The organism is Nostoc sp. CmiVER01, assembly GCF_034531135.2.
Classification (GTDB): domain Bacteria; phylum Cyanobacteriota; class Cyanobacteriia; order Cyanobacteriales; family Nostocaceae; genus Nostoc.
The window spans coordinates 422784-447514 of record NZ_JAVRBU020000003.1 but is presented as its reverse complement, the minus strand read 5'-3'; the positions used below and the strand labels follow the sequence as shown (position 1 = coordinate 447514).

Here is a 24731-nt window from a genome sequence, read left to right as displayed (position 1 = left end):
CGTAATGTAGTGACCAGTGCGATATGTTTTTTTAACGCACCAGGTAGCTAAGGGAAACGCAGAGGTAACGCAGAGGGTTTATGAGGCTGGGTTCCAGGTGCCGTGGAAGCTGTGGGGGATGACGCTGGGTAATCCTAGTTTGCAAACGGGTTCGGCATCCAGGCGATCGCTATCAAATATCCAAACTTCACTAGTATGAGAATTAGCATCATAGACAACGCTTAGTACCCAACTTTGTGCAGGGTTTTGGCTGTCTTGGGCGGGGATGGGTTCTGAAGGATAACGGTTTTCTCCTAAGTTTGCTTCGGTGAGGGTTTCGGTTTTGTTGTCGAAGCGGGCGATCGCATTTAATATTTCTTGGCTAATATCTGTTCCTGAACGGAATGTTGACATATATGTGTAGCGTGAAGCTTGTCCTACGTTTTGCTGTGGTACATTGGGAAATTCACAATGTTGGTTTAATAGTTGCTGAATTGACGTAACTTTACCAGTTTGGGGATGTAGATGAACTCGCCTTAGTGTACTTTTCGCTGGGGTGTGAGTCTCACCTGTAGCTACTTCCTTGAGATATTGGTTAGTTTTAAAATCTTCATAACGGGCAATATCCACAATTACTGAGCCGCTAGCATCTACATAACCGTTACCAAAATGCCATTGGAACCAAGGTTCGGTTTCTCCACGACTCACTACAGATAGGGTTTCTCGATCAATAACTAAAATCTGAGTTCCTAATCTAGGTTGCCACTCTAACGAATCACTATAGTTATTTATCCCTATTAGCAGGGGTAAGACATTCAAGCGCACTGGCGGAATGAAAAATATTAGATACTGTCCTGCTAAAACAAAATCATGCACTAATGGTACACCATCTAGCTGATATGCGGCTTTTTGGATAATCCGGCCAGTCGAATCGCTTTTGTAAATATTAAGTGTCGCATTTTGTCCAGGGCTGATGCCAAAGTTAAAAATCTCCCCTGTTTGCTTGTCACGCTTATAGTGTGCGGAATAGTTTAATCCTTTAGTTAATCCCCCTAAATCATCTTCGCCCCAAGTTTCTAAAGTTTGTAAATCGAGGGCGTGGGGTTTACCACCTTCCCACAGTGCCAAAAGTTTATCTGGAAGTGCTAGCACCGAAGTGTTAGCAGCATTCTTTATGGGCTTTTGCCATTGATTCCAAATTGGCCCTGGTGCAGTCATGCCATAATTGCCGTAGAGTAATTTACCTGCTGCGGCTTCTTCTTGATAGCCAGAGGTTTGCACGTAGCGATAAACTCCGGTTGCACCTGCATCGGTAAAATTTACAGCCAGAATTCCTCCATCTCCATCAAACCAGTGTCCCATGTGAATGCCACCGCGTTCTAGCCGTGCGGGGCCATTGCGGTAAAGTGTGCCACGCAAGCCATCTGGAATTTTGCCAGAGATAATTGGCAGTTGGGTAGAGGAAAATTCTATAGCTGGTTTAGCGATCGCACCTGCCCAAGCTTTTGTTATTGACTTTTTCTCGATGGTATGCATGTCAAAGTTTTATTTGATAAATTATCGATGTACATAGTTGCATTCTTACATTTTTATCTTTGGTGCAATTTTTTAACAATGCTTCTGGCTGTAGATGTATAGAAGCTTTGACATGATATTAATCGTTATACCAATTTTAAAAATGATTGCGACAGATAGACAGAGAAAACCCAGATACACTAAGCGGTTTCCAATCCAAAATCTAAAATCCAAAAGCCAAAATGGTATTAACTGAGCTAGCTCATAGTAACTGCTAGGAATAACCACTAAATTGAAGTCAATCAACATTCCCAGTGGTTCAAGATACTATGATTAGCCAACAAACAATAGATATCGTTAAATCTACAGCACCTGTTTTGAAAAAGAATGGTCAGCAAATTACAACTCGGATGTATGAGATTATGTTTCACAACCATCCAGAAATCAGAGAGCAATTTGATATGTCTGCTCAAGCAAATGGTTCTCAGCCTGCGAGGTTAGCTACAGCAGTTTATGGTTATGCTGCTCAGATTGATAATTTGCCTGCTTTAAAATCGATGGTGGAAAAGATTGCTCATCGTCATGTGCAGACCCATGTTACACCAGAGCAATATCCTATTGTTGGAGAAAGTTTACTGCAAGCTATGAAAGATGTTTTGGGAGAAGCAGCTACAGAAGAAGTTATGGCTGCTTGGACTGAAGCTTATGAGGCATTGTCTGAGGTTTTCATTCACAGAGAACATGACATATATGATGAAGAGAGAAAACAACTTGTGCATTCTTAAGGACAGAACTTAGTGTCATAACGACGGCTTAAGTATTTTAAGTAGAGCTTTAATTTTTGTAATAACAGTTTTTCGTGTAGTAGCGACTAAAGATTTTCCAGAAATTCCTCAACAGAGACTCCAGATTGGCTCAAAATACTCTTTAGCGTTCCAGTAGCTATAGTTTTGCGATGCAATGGTACAACACAACCCACCTCATTCACTTTCTGTCCTTCACCTTCCTCCACAAATTGTTTTTTCAAAATCACATGACTGCCACGTTGTCGTACCTGAACAAAACCTAAGCGTTCCAAAACACGTATAACTTCAGAAGCTCGAACTCTTGGTAGCTTAGGCACTAGTTACCTCAAATGTAGTTAGCAACCGACGAGGTGCTGTCTCAGAAAGAGGGAACTCTTCTAAATAAAGTTCCGTTGCTTCCCGCAAATTAGCGATCGCTTCTTCTATCGTCTCTCCTTGGCTGGCGGTTCCCACCTCTGGACATTCAGCTACATAAACATCCTCTTCCCAATGCAAGATTGCTGTAAAGGTTCGAGTTTTTGTATCTTTAGCCTGTTGTAATGAACTCATGGAGCGTTTATCTGGCTATCTTTTCATTTTTCTATTGTTGCTTAACTATCTGGAACCAACAACATCCGCGCCTCAATTGCTTCCCAGGTTTGGGGCGACACCCGCACTGCCGCTTGTTTGCATTGGATGATGAGGTAATTGGCGTAGAGATAATCGCCGAGTGCTTTCGCTTCTTCCTCAGATAAGTTGACCATTTCAGGGGTGAGATGGAAAGCATTGAGTAAGGTTTGTTGGAGTCGCTTAGAAAATACCCAACGCACTTCGTTTGGTTGTTTATTATCAGGAATCAGAGCTTTCAGTGTTTCTAGTTGGGCAATCAGCATTGTAAAGTTGATATTATTGAAGATTTTTAATTGTTCAAATTGACGAGTATAGTCGATAGCTTCGGCGTTGGCGTTGACGATAGCATTGGCATAAGCACCAGCAATTACGTCAGCGCTTACGTAAGTTATAGCGATATCTCTGGTGTTCACGTAGGTATAGGCGTAGGCATCAGCGTAGGCATTGGTGTCGCTGATGCTCATGGCGTAGGCTTGGGCGATGCCGATGGCAATGGTATTAGCGTTGATGAGTGCAACTGCACGTTTACCCACAGGTTTAAAATCCCCTGGCGATCCAGCTGTTACCTGTTCTGCCCAGTTTAATAGAGCTTGTAACTTCGCGGTATTAATATATTTTTGGGCTTCCTTTTCCATCAGCAACAGCAAATCATCTGCACCGCCGCGCATTAACCCAGCTATTAACAAAAACACCTCTTTCCAGCGTTCATCTATTAGGTGTTCAGTAACTAATTTCTCAAATTGGCGATGGTCATCAATATATTGTGCTGTTAAATATTCCTGTAGCGTCAGATGAGAGAAGGAAAAGACATCCTCGGCTCGTTCTACCAAAATTCCTTGTTGAACAGCGATCGCATTCAGCACTGATTCCCCATCTAAATGCTGAGGTGCATTCAAATTACTCGCTAAAAATGTTTTAATTTGCTGAACTATATCGCGCTGTGAAAAGAATAGCCTGTCAGACTTAAAACCTGTATAAGCAATCTCTGATAGTAATATCTCTTCTAATTCTGTATGCAGTCCTTGATAAATCTCATCTCTGAGAATTCGCTTTTCTGATGCCCACTCTTCTAGCAATATCCGCAGTGCCTTCCGGTAAAGAACACTGCGATTATCTGAAAAACTTTGGGAACGGTCATAAAATAAACACAGAAATGTCAACAATAAAGGTGTGTGTGCCAACTCTTTTGCAGCTTCATGTTCTGGTTTTTGCAATAACTCCCAGCATTTCTCGCCTGTCTTCGCCTGCTTGTCTGCTTCACAATGAAACCAGTTATAAATAAATTGCTGAATTTGGGTATTATCAAAGTCTGCCATTGCCACATCGCTAAAGCGACGAAACCTACTGCGATAAGCCGCCGTGCGACAAGAGGCAATAAAACGATTTTTATCATACTTGTCAACAAAATCTTGAATTTCACTAATTGCTTCGGTCAAGTTTTTTGTTGGTACTTCATCCAAACCATCCAGCAAAATTAGTAATTTACCTTCTTCTAAGGCTTTGGCTGTAAATTTCTCTGGTGATGGAAAGCCACAAATACGAAACTCTTCAGCAATAAACGTTTCAATATTGATATTGCTGGATGCAAACCTTTTCAATTCAATAAAAACTGGAATACAGCCGTGTTTGAATTCTCCTTTTTTACCTTTGAGCGCTTCTAGTCCTATCTTCCGCACAAATGTAGACTTTCCTGCACCAGGCCCACCAAGGATCATCAAATATTGTTTATCGTTAGTAACTTTTATTCCTTCTTGTTTGCGATCATCTTGAGATTGAAACCTTCGGACTTTAGCTTGGCGATAGAAATTTTCTAAATTCTCAATAGATTCAAAACTCTTAATAGTATCATCATCTAAAAACTGCACTGCTGTATAGAGCGATTCCAGCTTAACAGGTTCACGCATTCCTAATACCTTGAGAATGCCATGCCGTTCTTCGTAGTTTTGGACATATTGTTTTGATGCGGCAAAAATTATATCCCTAGTTTTTTCGTCCAGAGTTTTACCAAATATTCCTAGAACCTTACCGCCGCTGCCCCAAAGGATTTGGAAAATCGGAACTGCTACACCACTAACGACTGATATTGCCCAAGGTTCCATGCCTGTCATAAGATTATCAGTTAATATACTTAAAAATTAAAGCAAAGTTGTATTATCAACTCTAAGTTATATTATGACAACTACACCAAGCTTCAATTCCTGGGTTATCTGTCCCCAACCAAATCCTCAAGTCAACTTGCGTTTATTCTGCTTTCCCTACGCTGGTGGTAGCGCGGCAATTTTTCGCACTTGGCCTAATAATCTACCTAGTAATGTTGAAGTCTGTGCTGTGGAATATCCGGGACGGGGAAGACAGATTAAATTAGCACCCTTAACGCGATTAGAATCTCTTGTTGAAGCGATCGCTCCATTTTTGTTACCATACTTAGACAAACCATTCGCCTTCTTCGGTCACAGTATGGGCGGATTAGTTAGCTTTGAGTTGACCCATCTACTTCGTTCTCAGTATAGTCTTGCTCCCTTTCACCTCTTCATATCTGCTCGTCGCGCCCCGCAAATCCCGCCCACAAAAGCACCCCTCCACATCCTATCAGACCCTGATTTACTCAACGAGTTACGCAGTCTTAACGGTACACCCAAAGCAGTACTAGAAAGTGCGGAACTGATGCAGATGTTCCTACCCATTTTACGGGCAGATTTTGCCGTTCTGGAAACTTATATTTACACTCAAAAACAGCCTCTGGAATGTCCGATTACTGTTATTGGTGGTTTGCAAGACCAAGAAGTTAATCATGAGCAATTGCAAGCATGGCGAGAGCAGACGATCGCTACTTTCTCATTACATGAGTTAAACAGTGACCACTTTTTTATCCATTCACAGCAAGAATTATTATTAAAATTTATATCTCAAGAATTGCAAATGCGTCAGCGCCTTTAGGGAAGTCAAAAATCAAAAGTCAAAAGTCAAAATTAATAATCCCCATAAATAAATTTACTTGTTCTGTCATCACACAAGAAGGAGTTAGGAGTCAGAATAGAGAATTTTTCTGACTCGCTGAACTTCTTATGTACAATATTTCTACTTATTGTTTTTGGGTAGCGATCGCTAACTTTGCTCCTTCAACTTGACGTACCCGATCCATCACCGCTACTACCCGACCATAATCAACTTTTTCATCAGCATTAATAATTACCAACACTTCTGGGTTTGAACCAACTAGAGTACGTACTTGCGCTGTCAAATCATCAATTGCAACTGGGTTACGGTTCAGGCTTACTTGTTCTTTTTCATCTACCGTAATTGTAATTTTAGTGGGAACTTGCTGTTGCTTCGCTGTGGTTGCCTTTGGTAAATTTACTGGTAAACCTTCTGAACGCGTTAAAAACAGAGTTGACATGATGAAAAATGTCAAAATTGCAAAAATCACGTCAATCATCGGCACGATGTTGATCTGTAATGGAAGTTCTGGCTCATCTGGTAGTCGCATAGGTTTTTTCTCCTCGTTCATAACGACGGCGGTAAAGTAATTCTAGCTGTCCCCCATACTCCTGAATTAGTGCAATTTGCCGTTGATACAGTCCCCGGAAGGTATTGGCAAACATGAGTATGAATATAGCAACGATCAATCCTGATGCTGTTGATACTAGGGCTTCACTAATCCCAGCTGTAACACTTGCCGTTTTGCTACCTCCCACATCACCAAGATTTAGGGAGGCAAAGGAAGCTATCAATCCTAATACAGTGCCGAGAAGACCCAGCAGTGGTGCCAGACTAATAATTGTCTCGAAAAGGTTTTGAAAACGTTTCAACACAGGTATCTCAGCCTGCGATTCGCTTTCTAATGCCAAACGAAATTCCTCTGGATTTGGCTCCTCCAATTCTAAAGCCGCTAGAAAAATCCGGGCGAGTGGCAAATCTGCGTTTTTCTGAAGTTTATCCATTGCACCGACAACATTATCGAGACGGTAGAGATTCAAAACATCTCGCACCACCCGGTTTTGGCGCTGATTGATCCGTACCCAAAATCTGATCCGCTCGATGATCAGTGCCACACCTAATACCGAAAACGCCAACAGGGGCCACATGACGATACCACCTGCTGCAAACAAATTCTGAATTCCCATGTAGTGCCTCTATAACGTCGTCCACAATACAAAATCAGACTACCAGAATCTAGAGAAAAGCTGAAACTTTTTCTCAATAAAATATAGAATATAATGATAAATTTTTCAAATGTAATGCTCATGACTTTTATTTACTTATCCGTTTGTTTTACATAAAATAATTTAATTGGATTGCAACAAAAATTAATTTTGTCCAAAAGCCCTGATATTAGTAGTTTGAAAAGATATTTTTGTTATTGCAGGGTTCCGTAAAGCGATCGCAAGTAATTTTAATTTTTTACTTGATATTTGTAACCTTGCATTCTAAGATAGCTAAGTTAGTGAGAATAGGTAGCAATAGCTATGAGCTTTTCTGGCATTACTGTCGAGCAACGTTCCAAAGAAGTTGAGGCTCTCAAGTCTTTTCTGACTTACAGTCTGATAGGTTCACTGGCGCTGCATATCGGCGTACTGTCCTTAGGCATAGGTAATTATTTGACGAGAGTCCCTACGGGAGAAGAAGAACCGATAGAGGTGGCGATGGTTGATTCTCCCACTGCGGAATCAGAAAAACCAATTGCACAGATTCCAGAAGAAATAAAAAAAGAACCAGAAGTTGTCCAAAAAGAACCAGAAGTTGTCCAAAAACAGCCTATAGAAACTCCACCACTAGAAAAAGTTCAGCAACAATTTGAACAGATTACAGCAGTCGCTCAGAAGCCACAGTTGACAAATACACCGTCAAAAGCAATTGCTACCAAGCCAGAAGTTCCTGTGAAATCTGCACCCATTCCACAATCACCTCTATCTGGAGATTCCAAAGCAAGTTCGGCGGGTGGCGGTGGTGGTGGTGGTGGTGGCGGTGGCGGTGGCGGTGGCGGTGGCGGTTCTGGTGTTGGTTTAGGCTCAGGTAGTGGTATTGCTGTAGGTACAAGTAGCGGTACTGGCACTGGCGGAGGAACTGGCACTGGCACTGGAGGTGGCATTGGTAGTGGAACTGGCACTGGCACTGGTAGCGGCACTGGTAGCGGCATTGGCACTGGCACTGGTAGCGGCATTGGTAGCGGTAATGGTAGTGGTAATGGTAGCGGCACTGGTAGTGGTAATGGTAGCGGCATTGGTAGTGGAACAGGAAACCGTCCCGCAGTAGCAACAGCGCCTACACCTCCAAAAATTAACAGTCCAGGTAATGGTCGTGCAGCCTGCCGCGAATGCAATGCCAAGTATCCAGAGGCAGCAAGACGGCGGGGAGTTGAAGGTAGAGTGGAAGTAGCTGTAGATACTGATGCACAAGGTAATGTTACCAATGTGCGGATTGCTCGCTCCAGTGGAAACCGCGACTTAGATCAAGAAACCATGAGACAAGCGCGTGACTGGAAATTAAAACCCGCAGAAGGTGGTAGACAAGGGGTAGCTATAGCCACTGAATTTGCCATCAAAGGTTCAAGGCGATCGCGCCAAGTTCAAGAACGGCAAGCACAAAGACAAGCAGAAGAAAAAACTCGGCAGACAACGGCTGCTAACTCCACACAGGAAACTCCAAGACGTAGGCGCAGAGAGTTAACACCTTCACCTAATGAAGCTACAGTCAGAAAACCAGCAATATCTGGATTTAGTCGGCGACTAGAACCTCAAAGAGCGGAAAGTTCTCCTACAAATTCATCATCTGGAACTAGGACAACTCGTACTCAAGGAAGTGCAAGAGATTCCTTACGCAGTATCCAACGTGAGCGAACGGCTACCGATTCATCACAAAAGCCACAATCAACCACAAATCGGCGGCGGCGAAGAGATAACACTAGCCAGAACAAGTTGCGGGACTCTTTGCGCCGTTTACGCCAACAACCTCAATCACCTCAATCGCAACCTGCTGCTCCCAGTCAAGAGTAGCTACGCTGTACGCCAACTTACTTATCTATTACCTTGCAAAGCCAGCTTGATCTTCTTCTAAAGAAAGAGGTTAGTCGAACTCACGTTAATCTAAATCCCTAGATGGACGCAGATGGACGCAGATAATTTTGATAATTAATTATCTGTGTTCATATATTTTGATTAGTTATGAATGAAGAAGGTGAGTAATGCAGCCTAAAGTTATTTTTGGGAATGCTGCTAGCGAAGGTGCAAATCGCTGGGGTTGGTTTATGGGTTACTTCATTACCCCAGATGATGATCCTCGTTCAACCACAGCACTAGAAATAAAGTGGGGTGTCCATAAAGCAGGAGACTGTAGAACCGAGTGGGGAGTAAATGACACAGCCGCGACTCTTTCCATCTTGATTAATGGCCAATTTTGCCTTCAGTTTGAAGATCGCGAGATGATTCTATCTCGTGAGGGTGATTATGTGCTGTGGTGTGCGGGTGTGCCACATTGTTGGGTTGCTCAGTCTGACTGTACTATTCTGACGGTGAGATGGCCTTCAACACCAGGCGATAGTGTAGCAGTGCGATCGCCACAATAATAATAATAATTTTCAACCCACATTCGGCACTTCTTGGGAATAAAGCAGTAACTATCTACTTTCATATAAGCAACTGAAAGCGGGAGCATCCCAATTTTTTACAAAGAAGGTGAAAATCAGTCAAAACCTTCTAGTCACTTGAGTATCATTTACTCAAATACCACTGTTCTATTACCATATACCAATACACGATTTTGTAAATGCGATCGCACTGCTCTTGCTAATACAACTCTCTCCAAATCTTTGCCTTTTCTCACCAAATCATCAACTTCATCACGGTGGCTAACTCGCACCACATCTTGTTCAATAATTGGGCCTGCATCTAAATCAGCCGTGGCATAATGAGCAGTTGCACCAATAATTTTTACCCCACGTTCAAAAGCTCTGTGATAAGGGTTTGCTCCGATAAAAGCTGGTAAAAACGAATGATGTATATTAATAATTTGTGGAAATTGACTAATAAAATTTGCACTAACAATCTGCATATATTTCGCCAATACAACTAAATCTATTTTGTACTTGCGTAATAATTCTAATTGTTGAGTTTCTTGTTCTGCTTTATTATCTTTATTGATGGAAATGTGCTGGAAGTCAATATTAAATTGCTCTGCAACTACCTTTAAATTAGAATGGTTACTAATAATTAAAGGAATTTCAGCAATAAATTCTTTAGCGCGTTGTCGCCAAATCAAATCAAATAGACAATGGTCTTGCCGACTTACCCAAATAGCAATGCGTGGTACTGTGTCAGAAAAACGTAATTCCCACTTAGCACCTAAAGGTTGTGCGATCGCATTAAAAGCCGGAGCAATAAACTCTCGCGGCAAATTGAACCCATCTAATTGCCATTCAATTCGGGTAAGAAATAACCCAGCAGCGAAATCTGTATGCTGATCTGCATGGATAATATTACCACCATTAGAATAGATGAAATTGGCAAATTTCGCCACCAATCCCCTTCGATCGGGGCAGGAAATCAGCAATGTTGCTGTCGGATTTGTCATAATAATATCACCAGATTTTAAATTAATTATTTGCTTTTTGTCGGAGTCGGTTTAGGAATCGTGAGCGGAGGAAGTTTCTGGCTATTATCTACAGGTTGTTTCCACTCTGATAATTCCCGATTCACGGCATTTGCAAAATCTGTAGATATCAACAGCACATTTATATTCCCATCGGGTTTAGCAGCAGGGTCAGCTTGAGCATACAAGAAACGACCATTAAAGTTAGATTTACCCAAAATCAACTGATGGCTTTTTCGGTTTTTTAGGATGATATTGATGGTAGCTTGGGGTTGATCTAAGGCAAATTCTTTAAGGTCTTTTGCTGGAGTTGATAAAGTCTGCTCACTATTACCTTTAACTAACAAATCCATTAAATAAGAAACAATAGCATCATTTGCTGGCCCCGATACCGGAGATTTAATTAACCACTTGGGGTTATTAGATTCAGGGTTACGTTCCAGATTCAGGGTGAGCTTTCTTGTCGTAACTGTTAAAGACTGCACCTCATCTTCTCCAAAAGAGAAAATTTGCTGCTTTTGCTCCTTTGTTTCATCTCGTACAATCGCACCCCGAATTTCATGGAAGTAAACAAAACTGCCTAAACCTAGCGTTAGCAGTATCAAAATTAAAGTTGTTTTCGACAATTTCATTTTTTAGTCATTTGTCATTTGTCACTTGTCATTGGTAAAGAGTTAATATTTATAACTCCTAACTTACTTCTTAGCGTCGTTTCCACCAAATAATAACTGCGATCGCAAACCCAATTAAAGGTAAAAGTAACAAAGATGACAATATTAAAAGATTGGCTTGTGTGGTTGTCAGAGTTATTCGACGGTTTTTCGGTTCTTTGGGGCGAATAGAAAGGGATTGCTGATCCTGTTGACTTAGCCAAGTAACTGAGTTGAGAAATACATCTCCATTTAATTGTTGTTGAAACAAACCATCAGTGGCGAAATCAGAATTTCCTAAAACTACTAACCGGGACTCGGTGGCTGTTTGAGATGAAGGAGTGGAGGAAGCAGGGGGAGATGGGGGAGATGAAGGAGTGGGGGAAGCCTTGCTTTGAGTGCTTGGTGATGGTAGGGGTGACGCTTGCGGAGTTTTGGCTGAAGGGGAAGGAGTAGGGCTAGTCTTGCTTTGAGTAGTTGGTGATGGTAAGGGTGAAGGTGTGGGTACAGTTTGGGAAGTTGAAGTAGGTTTAGCTGCTTGTTTTCTTGTTAAGGCAACGCCCAAGGTCAAAGGCCCTTTCATATCTTTACCTTCATTAAACTCCAATTTTTCGCTTTGCAGGTCGCTTTCTGCCCAACTGTTGGGGTAGGGTTTGGTTCGTATCAGTGGAGTAGCCTGAACACCAGGCACAGAGGTAATTTCCAGTGGTCGGGCAATCGGATAAAAAGAATTACCGTTACCGAAATCTTTGGTAATCGGATGTTGTCCGTATTCTGTCACTAAGGGCGTAGCAGGGCCAAGTCCCACGCTTCCGCCAGAGACATCGACTGCTAAACGATTATCCAGACGAACACCCCACTCTTGCAGCAAGCTGTTAAGTTTAGGATCGGTATTAGGATCAATCATCAGCAGTAAGTTACCACCGCGATTAAGATATTCTTGCAAAGCTTTGACTTCACCTTCAAACAGTCCTCGCTTGGGGCCAGCTACTATCACTACAGCCGCATCTTCAGGAACTTTGGAAGTTTCTCCTAAATTCAGGGGTGATGTTGTAAAGTTTTTATCACCTAATGCCTGAACTGCTTGTGATATTGCACCTTTACCAGGTGAAAGTTGGCGTTCGCCATGACCTTGGAGTAAGTAAGCTTTGGCTGTGGTTGAATTTGTTAGTTGTTGTAGGCGACTAGTTAATCTGATTTCTGACAATCGCTCATTTTCATTTATCGTCTGTACTAATTGCCGTTTATCGCCAGATTCTAAATAAACTTCCCCGTAATCTTTGACCCCAAACTTTTCTGCAAGTCCTGGTCTAGTTTGGGGGTCGATGTACTCATATTTAAATTTTGAGCTTTGGCGTTGATAATTTTCTAGCAATTCCCGGTCTTGAGGATTTTGGTTAACATCAAACACCCACACTTTAACTAGTTGTGGTAAAACCCTTACTAGTTCGCGTGACTGGGGTGCAAGGGTAAACAATTGCGTTTCTGTTAAGTCTGCCCGCAAGTGGTAGCGAGTTCCCAAAAAGTTAATCAATCCTAAAATTGCCAACACTGCCAGAGTTGCTACTAAAGCATTAGTGCCAGCTTGGGTAGAACGACGCTTCCACCAGTTAGTTTCGTAGCTTTGCCATATTATCCCTAACGCACTAATAACAATTCCTGTAATCAGAAATACTAATGGAATTAATCCCCACTGTTCAGAGACTAACCCAACTGTTAAGCCGACAGCAATGAGGAACGGGCCCAACCAAAACAGATATTTCCACAGTTTCTTTTTTGCAACTATCTTCATAGAATTTGTCATTTGTCATTTGTCATTGGTCATTGGTTATTGGTCATTTGTCATTTGTCTAAAAATAGTGACAAGTAAAAATATATGAACGAAAATTGAGTGATTAAAAAAACTAAGTAGATAACTGAATAAATGGCAACAAGGCGTTTCCAAGATTTACAGGTTTATCAATTATCAGAACAGTTGGCAGATGACATTTGGAAAATTGTTGAGGGATGGAATTTTTTTGCAAAAGATACGATTGGTAAACAGATTGTACGTTCGGCAGATAGTATCGGTGCCAATATAGCAGAAGGTGTAGGAAGAGGTAGTTTTCAAGAAAATAGACGTTTTATAAGGATAGCGAGAGGTTCTTTGAATGTAGACGCCCGAAGGGCGGCTTCCCGTAGGGTAACTCAACATTGGTTAAGACGAGCTTACACTCGTAACCTTTTAACTAGCGAACAGATAAATGCAATTAAAACAATCATTAACGAACTAGCACCCAAATTAAACTCCTACCTAAACTCAATTGGCAATGTACCAGATGACTAAGGACAAATACTTCGGCTACCCTCAGTACAAGTGACAAATGACCAATGACCAAGGACAAATGACAAGTGACTATTGCCTTTGAAAGCGCAGTGCATCAATTGATTGAGCTGTGAGAAAAATACCAAAAAAAATGTAACTAGCGAATAAAATTAAGGCGCTGGTATCAAAAATTCCTTGAATTAAGGTGTTGTAATGTTTTAGCAATGACAGATAACCTAATGCTTCGCCCACGGGGCCAGGGACAATTTTGGCGATTAAATCAATCAATAACAATAATAAAATTACTGCAAATGTGAAAACAGCAGACAAAATTGTACTATCTGTTAATGAAGAAATAAACATTCCTAAAGATAAAATTGCTGCTGCTAGCAAGATTAATCCAAAATGACCTAGTAAGGGAATTGAGAGTGCCATTGGTGGATTTGAGCCACTGATGGCGATCGCTTCAAACACTAGCATAGGTACGACCATCGTGGTAAAAAATGTTAGCACACCCAATAACTTACCTAAAGCTACTGCCCAATTAGTAATTGGTGATGTGGCTAATAATTCTAAAGTGCCGCGCTTACGTTCTTCGGCATAGAGTCCCATCGACAGAATTGGCAGGATAAACAACAATAGCCACCCCATACGATCCAAGAATGCCCGGATAAATTCATAGGGGACATCTATCGGCGGTACTGGCACTCCGAGTTGTTGCCCTTGTGCATCTATCGCTGCAACTCCTACCAAAATGCCATCTGGCCCTAGCAAAATCATCACGAAGAATAACCCCGCAATGAACCAAAATATGCCTGCGATCGCATAAGCCAAAGGTGATACAAAATAACTCTGTAACTCTCGGCGATAAATGGCAATAATATTACTCAGCACTATACCCATTTACGCTGCTTCTCCTTCGTTGTCTGCTGCTAAGTCTACCTCAGTATCGAAATTTTTCTCTTCTGTGGTCAATTGCAAGAATACGTCTTCTAAGGTGGCGTTAACTCGCTTCAGTTCATGTAAACCGAATCCTGCACGTACTAATGTTGTGGCAATATCGCATCCTGGTTCTTTTCCCGGTTGCGATATTACCCGCAGGTAAGCGCGATTTGCCTGCGTTTGATGGCCTCCAGCTGTCGGAATTGATTCTATCAAACTCACACCCGCGACTTTTTGCAATACCTGTTTCGCTAGGGCAGCTTCTCCTTCTATTTCCAACTCATACCCTGAGCCACCTGTCAACTGAGTCATTAAGTTTTCTGGTGTATTAGTTGCCACAACTTTACCGCGATTGATGATGGCGACGCGGCTACAAGTCATGCTTACTTCTGGCAGAATATGCGTGGAAAGAATAATTGTGTGAGTACCAGCGAGACTTTTAATTAAATTCCGTACCTCAATTATTTGTCTGGGATCGAGTCCAACGGTGGGTTCATCTAAAATGATCGCTGGTGGATCGTGGACGATCGCTTGAGCAATTCCTACCCTTTGGCGATATCCTTTAGAGAGTTTGCGAATAATCACCCGCCGCTTATCTTCTAAGTTGCAGCGTTCGATAGCGGCTGTTACCTTGTTGGGGCGATCGCCTGCTGATACTCCCTTAATTCGGGCGACAAAATGCAAAAATCCCTCCACCGTCATGTCTGGATATAACGGCGGTGTTTCCGGTAAATAACCAATGCGTTGGCGTACAGCTAGGGAATTTTCATGGACATCATAGCCAGCTATTCGGGCATTTCCATTAGTTGCCGGTAAATAACCAGCCAGAATCCTCATAGTTGTGGTTTTACCAGCGCCATTGGGGCCCAACAACCCTAAAATTTCCCCAGGCTCGACGCTAAAAGTGACATCAGTAATCGCTGGGGTAGAACCGTATATTTTACTCAGATGCTCAACTTCGATCATCGGTATAGTGGCGATCGTAATTTATAGAATACCCAATAATCTTAGATCACGATGTTGGGTATGGGGGATTGGCACTAAGATTCGCCGACAATGAGTAAAGTTCCTGAAAAATTAACCACCGAGCAAGCTTCCCTACAAGGGTTGGGGGAAAAATTAAAGCCTTTCTCTTTGTAAAGCTTTGTCAGAGTGAAACTGTTGCACTTACCGACATCCCGCCCAGAACTGAAGTTCAGGGCTGATAGCTCAAGTCCACTCAAGTGGACTGAATTAATTATAGGACTTACGCACACTCTACGAATTCTCGGCGCTCTTGGCGTCTTGGCGGTTCGAGAAATTAAGCTTTTTAGCAATTTTTGCGTAAGTCCTAAATTATTTAAGTAGCTCTGAGACTCGGAATTCATTCCGAGGCGGAATAGAAACGCAGTGTGAGATTTATTTAAGCGAAACAATTGCATTGTTAGTCGAAACAATGCAATTGCAACTCTAAAAGGCTTGTGTGTATCTGACTTTTCACTTTATTGAGTTAGGAAAGCCCACAAAAAACCTAACCCCCTTCCCGACGCGGGAAGGGGGAAAATTCAAAGTCTCTCTCCTTTTAAGAGAGAGATTTAGAGAGGTTTTTCAAATACTGTGAAAAGTCAGCTTAATAATAGCTGCCAGATTTACGATGTTCTAAAGCAGTAACACCTTCATTTTCCAACACTTCACCGTGATCGATGACGGCATAAATTAACCATCGATCGCCACATTCAAGTTGATTTTGCACTGTACATTCTAAATAGGCTAATGCCTCATTCAAAATCAAACAACCGTTAAGAGCAGTTTTTGTGTCAATATTTGCAAAGGGATTATCTCCTAAAGTGCTATGACGAGAAAAATAGCGTCGGACATTTCTTCCTTCTTTAAGGATATTCAACACAAATTTATCACCAGGATGATGCATTAACTCTGCATTTTGCTCGTTAGCGATCGCAATCATAATTCCTGGTGGGTTAAAAGTTGCCTGTGATACCCAAGAAGTTAAAACCCCTTTATGAGTTTCTTCATCACGAGTTGTCACAACACACAGAGAACCAATGATCCGCCCCACAGCTTGTTCGGTACGATCTACATGGGCTTCTGTCACAACTTGGCGGGAAGAACGCAGTTTTTTGGTTTTTTTCAAGTTTTGGGCAAAGGAAGCACCTGCTTCTTGACACTGCTGAAGAATCTCAGGAGTAGGACTGAAACGTACCCGAAGTGTTTCAAACCCTAGTTGATAATTAGCATCTTTAAGCTTGCTTTCGATTAAATCTATTGCCTCGCCACTCCAACCGTAAGAACCAAACACCCCTGCTAACTTAGTTTTAGCCGCGACTGAGAGAACTATTCCTAAAGCAGTTTGAATTTGAGTAGGCGCATGTCCCCCTAAAGTGGGTGAGCCGATAATTAAGCCATCGCAAGTTTCTACAATCCGGTTAATCTCGGCAGAATCGGCTAGTTCACAGTTGATTGATTCTACATTAATTCCATTTTGGATCAAACCTTGAGCGATCGCATTCGCCATAATTGCTGTATTTCCATAAGCAGAAGCATAAAGCAAAGCGACACTCAATTCTTGAGATTTTTGCCCTTGACACCATTGACGGTAATCATAGGTAAAACGGCTAAGACTATAACGCACAACTGGGCCGTGTGCTGAGGCATAACATCTAGCTCCCAAAACCGACAACTTATCTAAGGCTGCTTCAACTTGTTTAGCTTGGGGTGCATGGAGACATTCAAAATAGTAACGACGTTCCGCATCTAACCCCTTCCAATCTTCATCAAACAAAGTATCTTCGCAAATATGAGCGCCAAAAAGTTTGTCTGTGTAGAGAATTTTTGTAGCGGCATCATAAGTACAAAGTCCATCCGCCCACCGGGGAGTTGGTACGGTGACAAATGATAGAAGATGTCCTTGTCCTAAATCTAGAGTATCCCCTGATCGCACCGCTTGGATGCGTGATTCCAATTCGGGAAAGGCGGTTTTGAGAGCATTAGCGGCGGGGCGAGAACAAATGAGTATCGCTTGAGGAACCAGAGAGAGCAATACTTGCAAGGTTGCTCTGCGGTTGGGATTGACATGGCTGAGAACAATGTAATCTAGGGTAATGAAGTCTAGACGTTGTGCAAGTTGCTCAAGGTAAATTTCGGTAAAAGATTCGCCAGGAGGGTCAATTAAAGCCTTTTTATCAGCTTGAATTAGATAAGAATTCGCTGTAGTTCCCCGTTGGCGGGAATACTCCACCTCAAATTTTAATCTGTCCCAAGTCCGCGATCGGAGAATCAGAGTATTTTTACCAATTTCAACAACTTGTACATCTCTGCTATGGTTGGACGTTAATGTGGCAGCAGACATAATAACCTCTGTTAATAATGGGGAATTGGGCATTGGGCATGGGAAAGAGGAATTGGAGACAAGGAGAATTGGGGACAAGGGGAAAGACTTGTTGGAAGTTCTAAACTTTTGTCACCTTGTCACCTTGTCACCTTGTCACCTTGTCCCCTTGTCCTCTCTGCTCCCTACTCCCTATTTTTAATGACCATTGTTTTGTATTAATTCAGACTTGGCTCGATTTCTATAGCGTTTAGATACTTCTTGTTCCGGGTCGATACCTTCAAAAGTAGGTGGTAGCCAAACTCGGAGAAATAATAATACTCCCAACACTAATAAAAAGGCACAAGTTGCTAATACTTGACTCCAACTTGTTTCTAGAACACCTTTAACAATGACTTCTCGCAAAGCAGAAACGATGGAAACTTCAACAGCTACCCCAATAGATACTCGATGTTCTTGTAGGTAAATAATCAGCAGTCTGAATAGCTCAACTAAGATAAGTAAAAAGAGAATATCGGCAGTAACAGCATGAAAATCTAAAGGTGGAAGTAAGGAGAGAAACATATCTCTTACCTGAAGCACCATGAAGCTAAATAAACCGATACACAAAGAAATTACAATTACATCTTGGATAAATTCCAAGCTTCGGACAACGCGCCCACGATTGATTTCGTACATGGTAATCGGGGTATTTTCAGCAGATTTATACATAGTTTTTTGGGAGACGCGATGAATCGCGTCTGTACAAGAGTGGGTAGAGACGCGATTCATCGCGTCTGTAGGAAGCAGGAAGAAACAATGACCAATGACCAATGACCAATGACAAATGACAAATTAGTAATGATTGCCAATTTTGCGGTGATGAGCGGCAGTAAGCGCATGTAGATTGGCAACTCTTCCAGTTTGGACTGTGCTATAAATTACCCAATGATCGCCACAATCCATGCGGCTAGTAATTTCACATTCCATGTAAGCCAAAGCTTCAGCTAAAACGGGCGATTCATTTTTCGCTGGATATGTTTTCACTCCAGCAAAACGGTCTGCACCAGGAGCAAAACGCTTCAGGAAATGTTTCATTAATCCTTGATACTTGCCCTCTTCTAAAACATTTAAAACAAAGCGATCGCCAACGTGCATCAAGGATTCAATTGCCCGATCTTTAGATACTGCGATCGCTACTCCTAAAGGCTCAAGACTCGCTTGTGTTACCCAAGAAGCAAACATGGCGCTCTGAATTTCTCCTTTTTTGGCGGTGATAATATACAATCCTGTGCTAATCCGTCCTAAAGCTTTTTCTAGCTCAGTATTGATAGATTTGATTTGTTTAATGGTGCGATCGCGGGTTAACCATTGACCCATATCTGTCCCCGCTTCATCACAAAGTTGTTCCGTTGCTTGTGTAGGAATTTCTTTAACTAAGATAGGAGGAAAAGCTTCAGTTAATCCCAGTTCTTGAAACTTATTACGTAAAGGATAAACAGGTTCATCTTCTCCCCCTCCTGACTCTAATAAACCAATTGCCTGCTTCTTATGAACAGCAGCCAAAATTGTACTTAAAGCAGCTTGAATCATCACCGAAGATTGCGGTGGCATTGCAATTACTAAACCAGAAGCTTGTGCAACTAATTCTCGAACTTCTTGAGGTTCGGCACTATTGAGGTCTACTAATTCTACTGCCACACCTGTTTTCGCGCATCCATGCGCTATGGAACGGACTAAATGCTCGCTATGCCCGTAATCTTCAACATAAAATAGAGCCACTAATGTCTCTGTTTTTGCTTGTTCTAAACTCCAGTTTTGATAGCGTCCAAGCCATTCAGAGATATAGTGTTGTAATAAAGGGCCGTGTCCCGTGGCAACTGTTCTTATATCTAACTTTTCAATCCGCTTTAAAGCTGCCAAGACAGACCGGGCATTTGGGCCCATGAGACAATCATAGTAATAGTGAAAATCTTCCTCTATTAAAGTAATATTTTCATCATAGGTGTGGTCATCACAATAGTGCATTCCAAACACATCACAAGTGTAAAGAGTGCAAGTTTTGTGATCATAAGTCAATATTGTGTCAGGCCAGTGTAAATTAGGTGCAGAGATAAATTCTAATTCGTGTCCGTTACCTAAATCTAATCGCTCTCCACTTTTCACCTGCATTGATTTAAAAGGCTGGTGAACCATATTTTCTAAAAATTGAATAGCCACCTTTGCACCGACAACAGTAATGGAGGGAGCTAACTGCAAAATATCTTTCACTAAGCCACTGTGGTCTGGTTCCGTGTGGCTAATAATCAAATAGTCTATCTTAGCCGGATCAATTAATCCCGCCACTACCTCAAGATATAATTCCTCAAACTTGCGATGAGATGTGTCAACTAAAGCTACTTTTTCTCCCTGAATTAAGAAAGAATTATAGGTTGTACCATTCCTTAAACCAAACTCGATATCAAAACGTTCTCGATCCCAGTCGAGACAACGTATAGCAGTCGTTTGAGGAGCAATTTCAACAGTTTCAATCGTCAAACGTCCTGGATTGGCAATAACTTGAGTAAGCTGTGTCAGTGCAACCATTTCTTTTCTCCAAAAAGAATATTATCTGGAGCGAGTGTTATGTTCTTATATTTACCTGAAACACTCAATTAGTAAAATGCCAATTTCTAAAGCTAATCATCAGAAAGATTTATTCTTTATTTTGATTGACTTACCATTGAATTTCTCAATGTTTATCATTACTTTTATGTTCAACAATGAACATGAGAGAATGTAAATTCTAAGTTAGAATCTTGACACATGTCGTTAGCCTTTATTGCTCCTCCTCTACAGCAAATCAATAGCGGAATTGCCCGTCATGCTGGTGTTGATCTCTATGTGCTGCGCCTCGATCTTATGCACCCGTGGGTTAACGGCAATAAGTGGTTTAAGCTGAAATACAATCTTTTAGAGGCCAAGGAGAAAAATTTTACAACGCTGCTTACTTTTGGCGGCGCTTATTCCAATCACATCTATGCAACTGCGGCGGCTGGTAATCTTTTCGGTTTTCGTACCATCGGCGTAATTCGTGGCGAGGAGAGGCTACCGTTGAATCCGACGCTGAGTTTTGCTGTACAACAGGGTATGCAGCTTGTGTATCTGAACCGCGAGATGTATCGACAGCGCAACACACCAGAGTTAGAAGAATATCTGCAACAACGTTTCGGCGAGGTGTTTATCATTCCCGAAGGCGGGAGTAATTTAAATGGTGTGCGCGGCTGCACAGAGATAATTACTGATATGATCGCATTTGATCATATATGCGTAGCCTGTGGTACAGCTACCACACTAGCAGGTGTTGTGCTTTCGTTGCATGAAGGACAAAGAGCGATCGCTTTTCCCGTTCTAAAAAATGGGGCATTTCTCGCCCAAGAAATCGAAAATCTATTGACAAATTACCTCACTTCTGGTTTACCCGCACCATATAATTCTCCCGCTTCCTGGGAACTGGTATGTGATTATCACTTCGGCGGCTATGCAAAGGTAAACGATGAGTTACTACTGTTCAGCCAACAGTTCACACAGGAACATGGCGTACCCCTCGATTACGTATATACCGCAAAAATGTTTTACGGAGTGATGGATTTACTAAAGCAGGGATTTTTTTGTAAAGACGTTCCCCAAAGGGGTTGCCGCAGGCATCGTTTGTTGCTGGTACACACAGGCGGCTTACAGGGTAACGTTGGCATGGAAGAAAGATTGCAGAGAGTTTCTAAAATCAGAGTTGCCACTTAATTAAATATCAGTTAGCTATCTATCTCAAATAACTAATTTGAAAATTAGCGATATAAATCCATTAGATTATCTCAAAGAATATGACGAGCCTGGTTTGGAGACAGTGCTACGCTCTCATCTTATACCGACAATTATTCTTGAATGGTCAAGAGCCGATGCACTTCCTGAAAATGCCCTAACAATTTTTATTGAACAAAGGATAAACCTTTTATTATAAGCTTTGAGACTAAAGTTAGAAGGGGTTGAATTTAATGTTTTTGATATGGGCGATCGCACAAATAATATATAATATTTCTAAATAAAAGATAAGATATAGCGTTCCCAGTTGCGGAACGCTATATTTTGATGAATTCTATTACGATAATATGAATTTAAATTGAAAATTGTTAGTTCTTAAAATCAGGCATGGAGATTTGCTTGTTCTTGTAACCAAGGATCTACAGGTTGTCCATCTTTGCGGCGTAATTCAATTTCTACCACCATCACTTCTTTGGAACCAGGAGGCGCGGGTTTTTTATGGAAAAGAATGTCATAATCTTCTGGATTGTGTTTGTGTTCTTTCAACCATTCCTGTACCTTGGTTGTGGCAAAAAATGATTGCCCTTGCTCAAACATTCGAGTAATCTGCAATTGCAGTGTGTAAGGATTTATCCGACCCATTTTCTACCGCCTTTGTTAAGTTAATTGTAGGACAAGTAATCTGCTTACCCTAGATAATCTAATGTTAGTGCGAAGTACGCACATCTGACACTTTGCATACTGCTATCTGTAGAAACAAAGTCCGAACTTCGTTCGATGAATGCTCTCAGAAAGCGCCGAATTTGCTGCAATCTGTCTTCCGTAAGTTGATAAATTATTGTTTGTAGTGCTTAGTTTTCACCTTGTAATGTTATAATGCTATCTCTAAAAAATGTTAAAAACTTGACTGCGCTCCACGACTGAAGTTGTACGTACAGTAAGGGCGAAGGAACAGATTAGTTAAGGATTGTTCAGCATTTTCCACTCCCTCTACAACATTTTACTACTTAATTCTGTTATAGATTGGAGAGAGGCACGCCGCTTCAAAAACTGACCAACAGACTGAGATGGTTGTTATGAAGAGCAAAAATCAAGCTGTTTTCGCTTTAATTGTAAAAAGCACTATTGTCTTTTTACCCTTACTGCTGTCCCCTAGAATTGCCAGTGGACAATCTGCACTATCACCTTCGCCAACACTAACTCCTGCTTTAGTGTTATCGAATCAGGAACGGGAAGAATTAGCGCGACTAAGAGCGGAAAAACGAATTCAACAGCAAGTCCAATCTGATTTTAATAGCGCTTTTAGCCGGACAACTATCTTACTCAATGTCTGGCTAGTTATATTAAGTCTATTTCCAGTCGCAATTATTGCTTTATTTTGGCTCCTACGACGGGTGGTAATCCGTGAAATTGTTGATAGAGCCATGCAACAATTACAAGGAATGGAAAAATTGCAAAATCAGCTAGCCACTGTTAAACAAGAGGCTGAAAATCTTATTCAAGAAGCTAAAAAAATAAATTATGAATTAGAAGAGGAAACTACTAGTTTACAACAGCAGATTAAAAACGAACAAAAAAAATATTTATCTAACCTTACATCTGAACTAGATTTAGCTAAATTACAGGTATTAACTAGATTAGAAACTGAACTGAAAAAGTCTCAAGAAAATATACAAACTTTAGAGTCAGAATTTGCTTCGGAGCTATCTAAGTTAGAGTTAGATGCTCAACAACAAAGAGATATAGCGCTAGATAATCTAGAAAAAGTAGCATCTGTCATTGCAGAAGAACTGTCTAATTTAAAGTTAGGTGTGCAACAACAGCAAGAACTAACCGTTGCTGATTTAGAACTATCAAGGTCTGAGTTGACATCTCAACTTTCTGGATGGCAATTTGATGCTCAAAAGCAAAAGGATATAGCTATTGAAAATTTAACAAAATTGCAGTCAGAATTCGCGGAAGAATTATCTAAATTACAGGGAAATGCTCAACAACAAAAAGATATCACACTTGAAAGTTTAGTAATATTAGATAAAGAATTGAAATTTCAATTATCTGAATTACAGGCAGATGCTCAAGAACAAAAGAACAAAATTATTAATAATTTAGCAGCATTGCAGTCAGAATTTACAGAAGAATTATCTAAATTACAAGTAGATGCTCAAAAACGTAAAGAGTTAATCATTGAAAATTTAGAAAAATCTGGTTCTGAGTTTACTTCGCAATTCTCAGATTTACAATGGAATGCTCAACAACAAAAGATTCTCATTTTGGAGAAGTTAGAAAGATTAGAAACAGAGTTTGTCTCTCAACTCTCTGAGTTACAATTGGATGCCCAAGAAAGAAAGGATCTTATCCTTCAGGAATTAACTGAAATTACACCTGAATCTATTCTAGAGGCGGTGAATTCTGAAGTTGACGTTGAGATTAAAGCTGCATCCATCCCAGAGGTTGTAAATTCTGAAGTTGAGGAAGAAATACAAGAACAGCCACAACAACCAGAATTTACTGCTGATGAGTATGTAAAACAAGGAGATGAGCTATTTTCCCAAAGGCGCTATGAAGATGCGATCGCAGCTTACAACCAAGCGATTAAAATCCAAGCTGATGAACCTGTGGCTTGGTTAAAACGAGGTCTAACTCTAGGGAGATTGAAACGCTACAAAGATGCGATCGCATCTTATGATAGAGCTATTGCCATTCAACCAGATTATCATCAAGCCTGGTGCGATCGCGGCGTTGCTTTTGGGAACTTACAACAGCATCAGCAAGCCTTTGACTCATTTGACAAAGCTACACAAATTAAATCTGATGATGCAATTGCTTGGTTGAATCGCGGTCTTTCCTTAGTAGCATTAGAACAATACGAAGAGGCAATAGTATCTTTTGAAAAAGCCCTGAAATTGCAACCTAATTCTCCCAAAATCTGGGACAAACACGGTTATACCTTGGTAAGATTGGGACGCGATGATGAAGCGATCGCTAGTTTTAACAAAGCCTTAGAAATTAACCCAGATTATGCCAGTGCCTATTACAACAAAGCAGCCTGTTACGCATTACAAAGACAAGTTGAACTATCTCTGTTAACTCTACAACAAGCAATTGAACTTAATCCCAGGTATAAAGAAGATGCAGTAACTGACCTAGATTTTGATGATATTGCCGATGATGAGCGCTTTAAAGAGTTAGTTGAACAATAAAAAGTCATTTGTCATTTGTCATTTGTCATTTGTCATTTG

Annotated in this window: 23 protein-coding genes; 8 read left to right on the top strand and 15 right to left on the bottom strand. The window is 41.2% G+C overall.

The window, feature by feature from the left end; all coding sequences use genetic code 11:
* Positions 1-78: 78 nt before the first annotated feature.
* The gene (locus tag RMZ43_RS07000) at positions 79-1515 is read right to left on the bottom strand and encodes a carotenoid oxygenase family protein (protein WP_322655250.1); all 1437 of its coding nucleotides are present in this window, start codon (positions 1513-1515) and stop codon (positions 79-81) included.
* Between the two features lie 308 nt (positions 1516-1823).
* Between RMZ43_RS07000 and RMZ43_RS06995 the strand changes: the two genes are divergently transcribed.
* Positions 1824-2279 carry a globin domain-containing protein gene (locus tag RMZ43_RS06995; protein ID WP_322655249.1) on the top strand — a complete coding sequence of 152 codons (456 nt, stop codon included), beginning with the start codon at positions 1824-1826 and terminating at the stop codon, positions 2277-2279.
* A gap of 86 nt (positions 2280-2365) precedes the next feature.
* Here the strand turns inward: RMZ43_RS06995 and RMZ43_RS06990 are convergent, their stop codons facing one another.
* From RMZ43_RS06990 to RMZ43_RS06980, 3 genes are read right to left on the bottom strand one after another with little or no spacing between them, the layout of a single operon-like run.
* On the bottom strand, positions 2366-2617 hold the full coding sequence (locus RMZ43_RS06990; RefSeq protein WP_322655248.1) for a type II toxin-antitoxin system HicA family toxin: 252 nt from the start codon (positions 2615-2617) through the stop codon (positions 2366-2368).
* On the bottom strand, positions 2610-2849 hold the full coding sequence (locus RMZ43_RS06985) for a type II toxin-antitoxin system HicB family antitoxin (RefSeq protein WP_152588851.1): 240 nt from the start codon (positions 2847-2849) through the stop codon (positions 2610-2612). The genes RMZ43_RS06990 and RMZ43_RS06985 overlap by 8 nt, the downstream gene beginning before the upstream one ends.
* Positions 2850-2890: 41 nt before the next feature.
* Positions 2891-5017 (bottom strand): NACHT domain-containing protein, encoded by a 2127-nt coding sequence (locus RMZ43_RS06980; RefSeq protein ID WP_322655247.1) that lies wholly within the window; start codon positions 5015-5017, stop codon positions 2891-2893.
* Between the two features lie 64 nt (positions 5018-5081).
* Here RMZ43_RS06980 and RMZ43_RS06975 point away from each other — a divergent pair, with 64 nt between their 5' ends.
* Complete coding sequence (locus RMZ43_RS06975) at positions 5082-5846, top strand: thioesterase II family protein (protein WP_322655246.1); 765 nt, start codon at positions 5082-5084, stop codon at positions 5844-5846.
* A 145-nt stretch (positions 5847-5991) separates the two neighbouring features.
* Here RMZ43_RS06975 and RMZ43_RS06970 read toward each other — a convergent pair whose 3' ends face one another.
* Together RMZ43_RS06970 and RMZ43_RS06965 are read right to left on the bottom strand one after the other, a co-directional pair.
* Positions 5992-6396 (bottom strand): ExbD/TolR family protein, encoded by a 405-nt coding sequence (locus RMZ43_RS06970; protein ID WP_322646080.1) that lies wholly within the window; start codon positions 6394-6396, stop codon positions 5992-5994.
* A complete protein-coding gene (locus RMZ43_RS06965; RefSeq protein ID WP_322646081.1) occupies positions 6380-7033 on the bottom strand; it encodes a MotA/TolQ/ExbB proton channel family protein in 654 nt (217 codons plus the stop codon). The genes RMZ43_RS06970 and RMZ43_RS06965 overlap by 17 nt, the downstream gene beginning before the upstream one ends.
* A gap of 342 nt (positions 7034-7375) precedes the next feature.
* On the opposite strand from RMZ43_RS06965, the gene RMZ43_RS06960 reads away from it, so the two are divergent.
* Together RMZ43_RS06960 and RMZ43_RS06955 are read left to right on the top strand one after the other, a co-directional pair.
* Positions 7376-8902, top strand: coding sequence for an energy transducer TonB (locus tag RMZ43_RS06960; RefSeq protein ID WP_322655245.1), 1527 nt, complete (start codon positions 7376-7378; stop codon positions 8900-8902).
* A 188-nt stretch (positions 8903-9090) separates the two neighbouring features.
* Positions 9091-9471, top strand: a complete 381-nt coding sequence (locus tag RMZ43_RS06955) for a cupin domain-containing protein (protein WP_322655244.1) — start codon at positions 9091-9093, stop codon at positions 9469-9471.
* Positions 9472-9620: 149 nt separating this feature from the next.
* Here the strand turns inward: RMZ43_RS06955 and purU are convergent, their stop codons facing one another.
* The 3 genes from purU to RMZ43_RS06940 all read right to left on the bottom strand — a co-directional run bounded on the left by purU (position 9621) and on the right by RMZ43_RS06940 (position 12935).
* Positions 9621-10475 carry a formyltetrahydrofolate deformylase gene (gene purU, locus RMZ43_RS06950; protein ID WP_322655243.1) on the bottom strand — a complete coding sequence of 285 codons (855 nt, stop codon included), beginning with the start codon at positions 10473-10475 and terminating at the stop codon, positions 9621-9623.
* Positions 10476-10501: 26 nt separating this feature from the next.
* Entirely contained in the window at positions 10502-11125 is a 624-nt protein-coding gene (locus RMZ43_RS06945; RefSeq protein ID WP_322655242.1) for a DUF4340 domain-containing protein, read from the bottom strand.
* Between the two features lie 70 nt (positions 11126-11195).
* On the bottom strand, positions 11196-12935 hold the full coding sequence (locus RMZ43_RS06940; protein WP_322655241.1) for a GldG family protein: 1740 nt from the start codon (positions 12933-12935) through the stop codon (positions 11196-11198).
* Positions 12936-13067: 132 nt separating this feature from the next.
* On the opposite strand from RMZ43_RS06940, the gene RMZ43_RS06935 reads away from it, so the two are divergent.
* The gene (locus RMZ43_RS06935) at positions 13068-13469 is read left to right on the top strand and encodes a four helix bundle protein (protein ID WP_322655240.1); all 402 of its coding nucleotides are present in this window, start codon (positions 13068-13070) and stop codon (positions 13467-13469) included.
* A gap of 69 nt (positions 13470-13538) precedes the next feature.
* Here RMZ43_RS06935 and RMZ43_RS06930 read toward each other — a convergent pair whose 3' ends face one another.
* The 5 genes from RMZ43_RS06930 to RMZ43_RS06910 all read right to left on the bottom strand — a co-directional run bounded on the left by RMZ43_RS06930 (position 13539) and on the right by RMZ43_RS06910 (position 20280).
* Complete coding sequence (locus RMZ43_RS06930) at positions 13539-14351, bottom strand: ABC transporter permease (RefSeq protein WP_322646086.1); 813 nt, start codon at positions 14349-14351, stop codon at positions 13539-13541.
* On the bottom strand, positions 14352-15356 hold the full coding sequence (locus RMZ43_RS06925; RefSeq protein ID WP_322646087.1) for an ABC transporter ATP-binding protein: 1005 nt from the start codon (positions 15354-15356) through the stop codon (positions 14352-14354).
* Between the two features lie 643 nt (positions 15357-15999).
* Complete coding sequence (locus RMZ43_RS06920) at positions 16000-17736, bottom strand: diflavin flavoprotein (protein WP_322655239.1); 1737 nt, start codon at positions 17734-17736, stop codon at positions 16000-16002.
* 177 nt (positions 17737-17913) lie between these two features.
* A complete protein-coding gene (locus RMZ43_RS06915) occupies positions 17914-18426 on the bottom strand; it encodes a phosphate-starvation-inducible PsiE family protein (protein ID WP_322646089.1) in 513 nt (170 codons plus the stop codon).
* Between the two features lie 123 nt (positions 18427-18549).
* Positions 18550-20280 carry a diflavin flavoprotein gene (locus RMZ43_RS06910; RefSeq protein ID WP_322655238.1) on the bottom strand — a complete coding sequence of 577 codons (1731 nt, stop codon included), beginning with the start codon at positions 20278-20280 and terminating at the stop codon, positions 18550-18552.
* Between the two features lie 219 nt (positions 20281-20499).
* On the opposite strand from RMZ43_RS06910, the gene RMZ43_RS06905 reads away from it, so the two are divergent.
* Positions 20500-21474: a 1-aminocyclopropane-1-carboxylate deaminase/D-cysteine desulfhydrase gene (locus RMZ43_RS06905; RefSeq protein WP_322655237.1), complete on the top strand. Its 975-nt coding sequence runs from the start codon at positions 20500-20502 to the stop codon at positions 21472-21474.
* Positions 21475-21511: 37 nt separating this feature from the next.
* Positions 21512-21691 (top strand): hypothetical protein, encoded by a 180-nt coding sequence (locus RMZ43_RS06900; protein ID WP_322655236.1) that lies wholly within the window; start codon positions 21512-21514, stop codon positions 21689-21691.
* 182 nt (positions 21692-21873) lie between these two features.
* On the opposite strand, the gene RMZ43_RS06895 is transcribed toward RMZ43_RS06900, so the two are convergent.
* On the bottom strand, positions 21874-22134 hold the full coding sequence (locus RMZ43_RS06895) for a hypothetical protein (RefSeq protein ID WP_322646093.1): 261 nt from the start codon (positions 22132-22134) through the stop codon (positions 21874-21876).
* A gap of 434 nt (positions 22135-22568) precedes the next feature.
* On the opposite strand from RMZ43_RS06895, the gene RMZ43_RS06890 reads away from it, so the two are divergent.
* Positions 22569-24692, top strand: coding sequence for a tetratricopeptide repeat protein (locus tag RMZ43_RS06890; RefSeq protein ID WP_322655235.1), 2124 nt, complete (start codon positions 22569-22571; stop codon positions 24690-24692).
* The last annotated feature ends 39 nt before the right edge of the window (positions 24693-24731 follow it).

Excerpts from the sequence above, each read along its gene's own strand:
- RMZ43_RS07000 (WP_322655250.1), bottom strand. The coding sequence starts at position 1,515 with ATGCATACCATCGAGAAAAAGTCAATAACAAAAGCTTGGGCAGGTGCG.
- RMZ43_RS06995 (WP_322655249.1), top strand. The coding sequence starts at position 1,824 with ATGATTAGCCAACAAACAATAGATATCGTTAAATCTACAGCACCTGTT.
- RMZ43_RS06985 (WP_152588851.1), bottom strand. The coding sequence starts at position 2,849 with ATGAGTTCATTACAACAGGCTAAAGATACAAAAACTCGAACCTTTACA.
- RMZ43_RS06980 (WP_322655247.1), bottom strand. The coding sequence starts at position 5,017 with ATGACAGGCATGGAACCTTGGGCAATATCAGTCGTTAGTGGTGTAGCA.
- RMZ43_RS06975 (WP_322655246.1), top strand. The coding sequence starts at position 5,082 with ATGACAACTACACCAAGCTTCAATTCCTGGGTTATCTGTCCCCAACCA.
- RMZ43_RS06970 (WP_322646080.1), bottom strand. The coding sequence starts at position 6,396 with ATGCGACTACCAGATGAGCCAGAACTTCCATTACAGATCAACATCGTG.
- RMZ43_RS06965 (WP_322646081.1), bottom strand. The coding sequence starts at position 7,033 with ATGGGAATTCAGAATTTGTTTGCAGCAGGTGGTATCGTCATGTGGCCC.
- RMZ43_RS06960 (WP_322655245.1), top strand. The coding sequence starts at position 7,376 with ATGAGCTTTTCTGGCATTACTGTCGAGCAACGTTCCAAAGAAGTTGAG.
- RMZ43_RS06955 (WP_322655244.1), top strand. The coding sequence starts at position 9,091 with ATGCAGCCTAAAGTTATTTTTGGGAATGCTGCTAGCGAAGGTGCAAAT.
- purU (WP_322655243.1), bottom strand. The coding sequence starts at position 10,475 with ATGACAAATCCGACAGCAACATTGCTGATTTCCTGCCCCGATCGAAGG.
- RMZ43_RS06945 (WP_322655242.1), bottom strand. The coding sequence starts at position 11,125 with ATGAAATTGTCGAAAACAACTTTAATTTTGATACTGCTAACGCTAGGT.
- RMZ43_RS06940 (WP_322655241.1), bottom strand. The coding sequence starts at position 12,935 with ATGAAGATAGTTGCAAAAAAGAAACTGTGGAAATATCTGTTTTGGTTG.
- RMZ43_RS06935 (WP_322655240.1), top strand. The coding sequence starts at position 13,068 with ATGGCAACAAGGCGTTTCCAAGATTTACAGGTTTATCAATTATCAGAA.
- RMZ43_RS06930 (WP_322646086.1), bottom strand. The coding sequence starts at position 14,351 with ATGGGTATAGTGCTGAGTAATATTATTGCCATTTATCGCCGAGAGTTA.
- RMZ43_RS06925 (WP_322646087.1), bottom strand. The coding sequence starts at position 15,356 with ATGATCGAAGTTGAGCATCTGAGTAAAATATACGGTTCTACCCCAGCG.
- RMZ43_RS06920 (WP_322655239.1), bottom strand. The coding sequence starts at position 17,736 with ATGTCTGCTGCCACATTAACGTCCAACCATAGCAGAGATGTACAAGTT.
- RMZ43_RS06915 (WP_322646089.1), bottom strand. The coding sequence starts at position 18,426 with ATGTATAAATCTGCTGAAAATACCCCGATTACCATGTACGAAATCAAT.
- RMZ43_RS06910 (WP_322655238.1), bottom strand. The coding sequence starts at position 20,280 with ATGGTTGCACTGACACAGCTTACTCAAGTTATTGCCAATCCAGGACGT.
- RMZ43_RS06905 (WP_322655237.1), top strand. The coding sequence starts at position 20,500 with ATGTCGTTAGCCTTTATTGCTCCTCCTCTACAGCAAATCAATAGCGGA.
- RMZ43_RS06895 (WP_322646093.1), bottom strand. The coding sequence starts at position 22,134 with ATGGGTCGGATAAATCCTTACACACTGCAATTGCAGATTACTCGAATG.
- RMZ43_RS06890 (WP_322655235.1), top strand. The coding sequence starts at position 22,569 with ATGAAGAGCAAAAATCAAGCTGTTTTCGCTTTAATTGTAAAAAGCACT.